Annotated in this window: 1 protein-coding gene; it reads right to left on the reverse strand. The window is 48.0% G+C overall.

What is annotated here, in order from left to right; translation table 11 throughout:
• Positions 1-564: glycosyl hydrolase 2 galactose-binding domain-containing protein (locus tag R7O13_RS29525; RefSeq protein ID WP_412125749.1), on the reverse strand; the 564-nt coding region annotated here is incomplete at both ends.

A 564-nucleotide genomic window follows, 5' to 3' on the forward strand; every position in this document is an offset into this window, starting at 1 on the left:
AGTAGGTCTCGATAGCGGCGTTCACATTCTCGCCCCGGCATCGCATCGACAGGAATCCAGTTCGCCCCTTTGGCATTAATAGGCGTGCCATTGACGATAAATTCCATCGCAGAGCCATGTTCATCTGCCTGACTATTTAAGCTCAACTGACGAAGTCCAATCTTGCGCGACAGCGTTTGCTCACCACAACCAACAGAAATGGTGTACAGATGCGAGTCGCCGTAACCTGCAGGCCACCAGAGTTGCGGCTTTTGAACATGGAACTGGCAGTGATAGTGACCACTTCCTTCGGTTTGAATGAATTGAACTTCGCCATCAAATTCCACGGCAACATGATGGCTTTGATTGTCGGTTTGCACTTCCACCAGCACGTCTAAAATCACACTGCCATCGGCTTGCCATTGCTGCTCGGTTGAGACATTTTTTAACCAAATGTCGGTCACTACATCGATTTGGATTGGGTCGTAAATACCCGATACCATCAAACAAATGCCCCAATCCCATCCAGAATGGCATTGTGTTTTGCGGATCAAATTCATGTGTGGAATTTGGTTGTTGCCCATT

Source organism: Vibrio sp. Y176, assembly GCF_033438945.1.